This is a genomic window from Microbacterium sp. P2_F9 (assembly GCF_056403635.1).
Window position 1 is genome coordinate 1 of sequence record NZ_JBFUFC010000220.1, and the last position, 6,064, is coordinate 6,064.

Annotated in this window: 8 protein-coding genes and 1 pseudogene; 7 read left to right on the top strand and 2 right to left on the bottom strand. The window is 72.1% G+C overall.

The annotated features are described in order from the left end of the window. Both AC1DVT_RS17255 and AC1DVT_RS17260 read left to right on the top strand, forming a co-directional pair. Positions 1-365: pseudogene (locus tag AC1DVT_RS17255) on the top strand (hypothetical protein); the annotation flags it as partial. 243 nt (positions 366-608) lie between these two features. Continuing rightward, entirely contained in the window at positions 609-1,514 is a 906-nt protein-coding gene (locus AC1DVT_RS17260) for an SDR family oxidoreductase (protein ID WP_477390300.1), read from the top strand. Here the strand turns inward: AC1DVT_RS17260 and AC1DVT_RS17265 are convergent. Beyond that, a complete protein-coding gene (locus tag AC1DVT_RS17265; protein ID WP_477390302.1) occupies positions 1,489-2,049 on the bottom strand; it encodes a GNAT family N-acetyltransferase in 561 nt (186 codons plus the stop codon). The two genes, AC1DVT_RS17260 and AC1DVT_RS17265, sit on opposite strands and share 26 nt — an antisense overlap. A 126-nt stretch (positions 2,050-2,175) precedes the next feature. On the opposite strand from AC1DVT_RS17265, the gene AC1DVT_RS17270 reads away from it, so the two are divergent. Then, positions 2,176-2,604, top strand: coding sequence for a cupin domain-containing protein (locus tag AC1DVT_RS17270; RefSeq protein ID WP_457100366.1), 429 nt, complete (start codon positions 2,176-2,178; stop codon positions 2,602-2,604). Here AC1DVT_RS17270 and AC1DVT_RS17275 read toward each other — a convergent pair. Then, a complete protein-coding gene (locus AC1DVT_RS17275; protein ID WP_477390304.1) occupies positions 2,592-3,326 on the bottom strand; it encodes a CDP-alcohol phosphatidyltransferase family protein in 735 nt (244 codons plus the stop codon). The genes AC1DVT_RS17270 and AC1DVT_RS17275 overlap by 13 nt on opposite strands. Before the next feature lie 83 nt (positions 3,327-3,409). On the opposite strand from AC1DVT_RS17275, the gene AC1DVT_RS17280 reads away from it, so the two are divergent. The 4 genes from AC1DVT_RS17280 to AC1DVT_RS17295 form a co-directional block, all read left to right on the top strand. Next, a complete protein-coding gene (locus tag AC1DVT_RS17280; protein ID WP_477390306.1) occupies positions 3,410-4,390 on the top strand; it encodes a zinc-dependent alcohol dehydrogenase in 981 nt (326 codons plus the stop codon). Then, positions 4,387-4,788 (top strand): 6-pyruvoyl trahydropterin synthase family protein, encoded by a 402-nt coding sequence (locus AC1DVT_RS17285; RefSeq protein ID WP_477390308.1) that lies wholly within the window; start codon positions 4,387-4,389, stop codon positions 4,786-4,788. Before AC1DVT_RS17280 ends, AC1DVT_RS17285 begins: the two co-directional genes overlap by 4 nt. A gap of 13 nt (positions 4,789-4,801) precedes the next feature. Then, the gene (locus tag AC1DVT_RS17290; RefSeq protein ID WP_477390310.1) at positions 4,802-5,839 is read left to right on the top strand and encodes a glycosyltransferase family 4 protein; all 1,038 of its coding nucleotides are present in this window, start codon (positions 4,802-4,804) and stop codon (positions 5,837-5,839) included. Then, the coding region (locus AC1DVT_RS17295) for a hypothetical protein (RefSeq protein ID WP_477390312.1) at positions 5,836-6,064 on the top strand (229 nt) is incomplete at its 3' end. The genes AC1DVT_RS17290 and AC1DVT_RS17295, both read left to right, overlap by 4 nt.

The window sequence follows — 6,064 nt, forward strand, 5'->3', positions numbered from 1 at the left end:
ACCTGTTCGCGCGCCTCGCTGTGACCCCGGGGTTCAACGCCGTGCGGGTCGGCCGGCCCTTCTTCGAGCATGTCGAGGTGTGGCCCGACATCCTGCTGCCCGAACTGCGGATCGCCGTGGAGTACGACAGCACAGGACGCTTCGGGCTCGAGCACGTCGGCCCGCGCGAGGATGCTGACCGCCGCAAAGACCGGCTCCTGCGGCAGGCGGGCTGGGAGGTCGTGCGGATCCGCACCGGCAAGCTCGAGAAGCTCGGTCCGCACGACCTGCAGCTCCCCTCCCTCGGCAGGAAAGGCGTCGACCGACTGCTCGACGCTTTCCGAGACATCCGCGGCAGCCTCTTCGTCGACGCGTATCTCCGTTGAGGGGAGGTGCTCGGCGGCCGAAGCCGCCTGCCGCCGAGTCCACCGACTCTGCGCGAGTCCACCGACTTCGGCGCCCAGAACCGAGTGGATTGGCGCCAGGTGGGTGGATTCGGCGGAGCGCAAGCCCGGGCGACCGMGGAGGGACGGGTGCGCGTCTGGCCTGCCCGGCGAATTCCGCCCACCGCGGCGCGACCTAGAATCGCCGAGGCGGCACCACCGCTGCCGTCCACGCTGGGAGAGCCCATGTATGACGTCCCCGATCAGACAGGTCGGCGCTTCGTCGTCACCGGCGCCAACTCCGGGCTCGGCCTCGAGGCGACCAAGCGCCTCGCCGGCGCCGGCGCCTCCGTCGTCATGGCGGTGCGCGACACCGGCAAGGGTGAGACGGCGCGCCGCGACATCCTGAGCGTGCATCCGGATGCCGAGCTCGAGGTGCGCGCGCTGGACCTCGCCGATCTGACGAGCGTGCGGGCCTTCGCCGACTCGGTCGTGACCGACGGGCGCCTGGACGTGCTCGTGAACAACGCGGGCGTGATGGCTCCGCCCAAGCGGCTGACGACGGCCGACGGGTTCGAGCTGCAGTTCGGCACGAACTACCTCGGGCCGTTCGCGCTCACCGTGCGCCTGCTGCCGCTGCTGAACCAGAGTGCGGCGCCGCGGGTCGTGACGATGAGCAGCCTCGTCGCGAACTTCGGTCGGATCCACTTCGACGACCCCCAGCTCGTGAAGGGGTACAGCCCGTGGAAGGCCTATGGGCAGTCCAAACTCGCCGACCTGCTCCTCGGCCTGCAGCTCGCGGCGATCGCGAACGACCGGGGCTGGGAGCTCGTGAGCACGATCGCGCACCCCGGCTACACGCACACCAACCTGCAGACGGCCGGCCGCAACCTCGGCCGCGAGACGCCGCTCCCGCCGAGCAGCCGCACGATCATGCCGTCGCAGCTGCCGGAGCAGGGTGCCGAGCCTCTGCTGTTCGCCGCCGCGGACCCTGCCGCCGAGCAGGGCGCCTATTACGGCCCGAGCAAGATGGGCGGCGCTGTCGGACCGTCCGTCCGCGTCGGCCTGCCGCGCAGCGCGCGCAAACCTGGCCTCGCCGAGAAGCTCTGGCCGCTCGCCGAGTCGCTCACCGGGGAGCGACTTCCCGCCTGACGACCGCGCGGTCAGCGGCGAGCCGCCCGGTGAGGATGAAGCCCTCGTCGAGGAACGTCGACAGCACCCCGGTGTAGCGGTTTCGGGTGGCCCCAGGCGCATCGGGGTCGATCGGATAGGCCTCGATCGGCATGCCCGCGGCGCGAGCGCGGTCGGCTCCCGCCCGGATGAGCGTCTGCATCACACCCTCGCCGCGCGCGCTGCGCGCGATGAAGAAGCACGGCAGCGCCCAGGCGTCATCGCCCTCGAACTCGAACGTTGAGAAGCGGGACGTGAGCCACGCCAGCTCGGAGCGCGGGGTGAGGCGTGCCCAGCCGACCGGCAGGCCGTCGCGGTAGGCGAGCAGCCCGGCGTCTCCGGCACGAGCCTGAGCCTCGAGGTCACGACGGTTCTCGGCGCGGTCCCGGCGGTGGTACTCGGCGCCGATCAGCCAGTACTGGCACCAGCATCCGTTGTCGGCGCCCGCGCGCCCGAACAGAGCGGCGAGGTCGGCCCAGCGATCGGCGTCGACGGCCTCGACAGTGAACTCGGCCACGCGCACCTCCGATCGGACGCCGGCGACCGGCATCCCGTCTCACGTCACGCTAGGCACGGTCGCCGACGTCCGCAACGGCCACGCTGAGCCCTGCCGTCACGGGGGCTCGGGAGCTATCGTGACGACATGACTGACTATCAGGTGCTGGAGATGGGTGCACTCGACGACTGGAGGGCGCACTACGGCGGCTTCCGCCCGGAGAGCTCCCGCGACGGGCGGCGGGTCATCGACCACGACATCACGATGCAGTTCATCGGCATGACCGCGAACGCCTTCGAGCCGGGCGAAGAGGCGGGCTACTGGCACGCGCACGCCCGGGTCGAGGAGCTGTACGTGTTCCTCGCCGGGCGCGGTCAGATGGGGCTCGACGACGAGGTCGTGGACGTCGGACCGGGCACGGTGGTGCGCGTCGGGCAAGGGGTCTGGCGCACCTGGCGCTGTGTGCCCGACAGCCCGGAGCAGCTGCGTTGGCTGTGCATCCGCGCCGGGGGCTACGAGCTGCCGCACTTCCCCGACGACTCGCAGCGCGACAACGACCGCGCTCAGCCCTGGTAGGACTCGGTGCGCAGCGCCACCTCGACCGGCGCGGCATGACGCTGACGGAACTGCCAGACCACATCCCGCCCGAACGATTCGACGAGCAGCCCGAGGCAGATCAGGACCGCGGCGGCGCCGACCCACTGCGGCGCGAGACCCGAGGCCGCGAACGCCAGTGAGATGCCGGTGGCGGCGGCCACGACCTTGCGCCAGTAGCGGGGCGGCACCGTGATCCGCAGCCAGGGGAGCGCCCAGCCGGCGACGACGTATGCGTAGCGCATGAGCCCGAGCGTGAGCGTCCACCAGCCGAGGTCCGGGGCGACGAACGCGCCCAGAACGAGGATGAGGAAGGCGTCCACCTCCATGTCGAACCGCGCGCCCAGTTCGCTCACCGTGCCCGTACGGCGCGCGATCCAGCCGTCCACCGCGTCCAGCGCCAGTGCAGGCACGGTCAGCCCCATCAGGAGCGGCACCGAAACGGGATCGGTGAAGGATGTCGCGACCAGCGCTGTGATGATCCCCACGAGCGTGGATCGCACCGACGTCGCGACGTTCGCCGGACCGAAGCGCACTGCGGCACCTCGGCGCAACCCCCTCGCCAGGAGCGCATTCGAGACGACAAGGTAGAGGAACCCGGCGAGCCAACCGGCCGCCGAGAGCACATCGAACCAGGCGACGAAGGCCAGTCCGATCAGGCCACCGGCGACCGACCAGAGTGGAGCGAGTTGAACCTTTCGCACAGTGCCATCCGTTCTCTCCACATGGGTACCACTCATGACACGTATGTCGCGCCCCCGTTGGTTCAATCCCGGAGTGCGCGGTCGTGACACGGGCGACGGCCTTCTGGGTGGACTCGCCAGGCACCGGCACCCTGCGGGCCGAGGACGTCCGCGCTCCGGGGGACGGTGAGGTGCTCGTTCGCACCCTGTTCACCGGCATCAGCCGCGGCACCGAGTCGCTGGTGTTCCGCGGCGAGGTGCCGGCGGGGGAGCGCGACCGCATGCGCGCACCGTTCCAGGCCGGCGACTTCCCCGGACCGGTCAAATACGGCTACCTCAACGTCGGCCTCGTCGAGGCGGGGGCGCCGGGCCTCGCCGGTCGCACCGTGTTCACCCTGTTCCCCCACCAGTCCGCGTTCGTGGTGCCGGTGTCGGCGATCGCGACAGTGCCGGACGGCGTACCCGCTCGGCGTGCGGTGCTCGCCGGGGCCGTCGAGACGGCGATCAACGTGCTGTGGGATGCCGCTCCCCTCGTCGGCGATCGCGTCAGCGTCATCGGGGCCGGGATGATCGGCTGCGCGATCGCGCGGCTGATGCGTGACATCCCCGGCATCGACGTCGTCGTCGTTGATGTGGACCGCTCGAAGGCGGCGGTGTGCGGGATCCTCGGCCTGGACTACGCCCACCCCGACGATGCGCCGCACGACCGCGACATCGTGGTGGACACCAGCGGTTCCGAGGAAGGGCTGGAGCTCGCCCTCCGCTCGGCGGCGACCGAGGGCGAGATCATCGAGGCGAGCTGGTTCGGCGACCGGCCGGTGCGGCTGAACCTCGGCGGCGACTTCCACTCCCGGCGCCTGACGATCCGCTCCAGCCAGGTGGGGATGGTCTCGCCGCGCCGCCGGCACAGCCGCAMCACCCAGGACCGCCTCACCCTGGCCCTCGACCTCCTCCGCGATCCTGCGTTCGACGTGCTGGTGACCCGCACCTCGTCGTGGCGGGAGCTGCCGACCGTGATGGCGGCGATCGCGTCCGGGTCATCGCCCGGGCTCTGCCACACCATCGACTGGAGGGATGCCGGATGACCTATTCCGTCACTGTGCGCGACCACATCATGATCGCGCACAGCTTCACCGGCGACATGTTCGGCCCGGCGCAGCGCCTCCACGGGSCGACCTTCGTGGTGGACGCGACCTTCCGGGCGGCGGCGCTCGACGGTGACGGCGTGGTGGTCGACATCGGGCGTGCGTCCGACGCGCTGCGCGGCATCCTGGCGCCGCTGTCGTATCGCAACCTCGACGACGACCCTGACTTCCACGGGGTCAACACGACGACCGAGCGGCTGTGCGGGGTGATCGCCGACCGGCTCGTGGCGGCGGTGCGCGCGGGGGAGCTGGGGGCCGGCGGAGCCTCCCTCACCGGGATCGCCGTGACGCTGCACGAATCGCACATCGCGTGGGCGACGTACGAGGTGGCGCTATGAGCGGGACGCCGTCGTGAGTGGGGTGCCCGGGCCGGTGCACTTCCTCGTGCCGGACGGCGTCGACGACCCCGACCGGGTGAGCGGTGGCAACATCTTCGACCGGCACATCCGCGACGGACTGGCCGCGATCGGTTGGGACGTGCGGACAACGGAGGTGGAGACGGATGCTGCGACCCCCGCCGCTGCGGTGCTCTCCGGCCTCCCTGACGGGGCACTCGTGCTCATCGACGGTCTCGTCGCGACCGGTTCGCCGGAGGCGGTCGAGGCTGCGGCCGGACGCCTGCGCATCGTCGTCCTCGCGCACATGGTGTCGGCGGCGTTCCCCGACGCCGAACCGGGGGCCATCGACCAGGAGCGCAGGGCTCTGCGAGCTGCGCACCGGGTGATCGCGACGAGCGACTGGACGAAGCGCGAGCTCGTGAAGCGCGGGCTGGCATCGGCCGACCGGATCGACGTCGCGACGCCTGGCGCCGATGCCGCCGCCGTCTCCCCTGGCACTCCGAGCGGCCGCGCGCTGCTCTGCGTCGGCGTCKTCGCCCCGCACAAGGGGCAGGACACGCTCGTCGAGGCGCTCGCGGCGCTCGCCGCGCAGCCCGAGTGGACCTGCACCATCGCGGGGTCGCTTGCCGCGCGGCCGGACTTCGCGGACCACATCAGGGCGCGCGCTCGCGCGGCAGGAGTGGCCGACCGGATCACGATGGCGGGCGTGCTCGGCCGGGACGACCTCGACGCCGCCTACCGCCGGGCCGACCTGCTCGTCGCGCCCTCTCGCGCCGAGAGCTACGGCATGGCGATCGGCGAGGCGCTGCGCCGCGGCATCCCGATCGTCGCGAGCAGCGTGGGCGGGGTGCCCCAGACCGTCTCCCCTGCCGCGGCGGTGCTCGTGCCCCCGGATCAGCCCGCCGCGCTGCGGCAGGCGCTGGAGTACTGGATGATCGACCCTGGCCTGCGCGCGCGGCTGAAGGCCGGCGCGCAGCGCGCCGGTGCGCGGCTCCCGCAGTGGAGCGACACCGTCACCCGGATCGCCGCGAGCCTCGAGGAGGCCCGATGACCGTCCTGCTGAGGGCGACCGGCGCCCCGCCGGTGACCGGCGTGCGACCGGCCAAACGTGCGCAGCCGGCAACGGGCGTGCGGACGATCCTCGCGTCGCCGCGGCTGAGCGTGTGGGTGCGGGTCGCGGTCGGYGGCGGCATCCTCCTCGCGCTCGCGCTCGCGGTGGGCGCGGAGCCGTTCCTGCGAGGCCTCGCCTCGGTGTCGCTGCCCGCGGTCGCGGCGG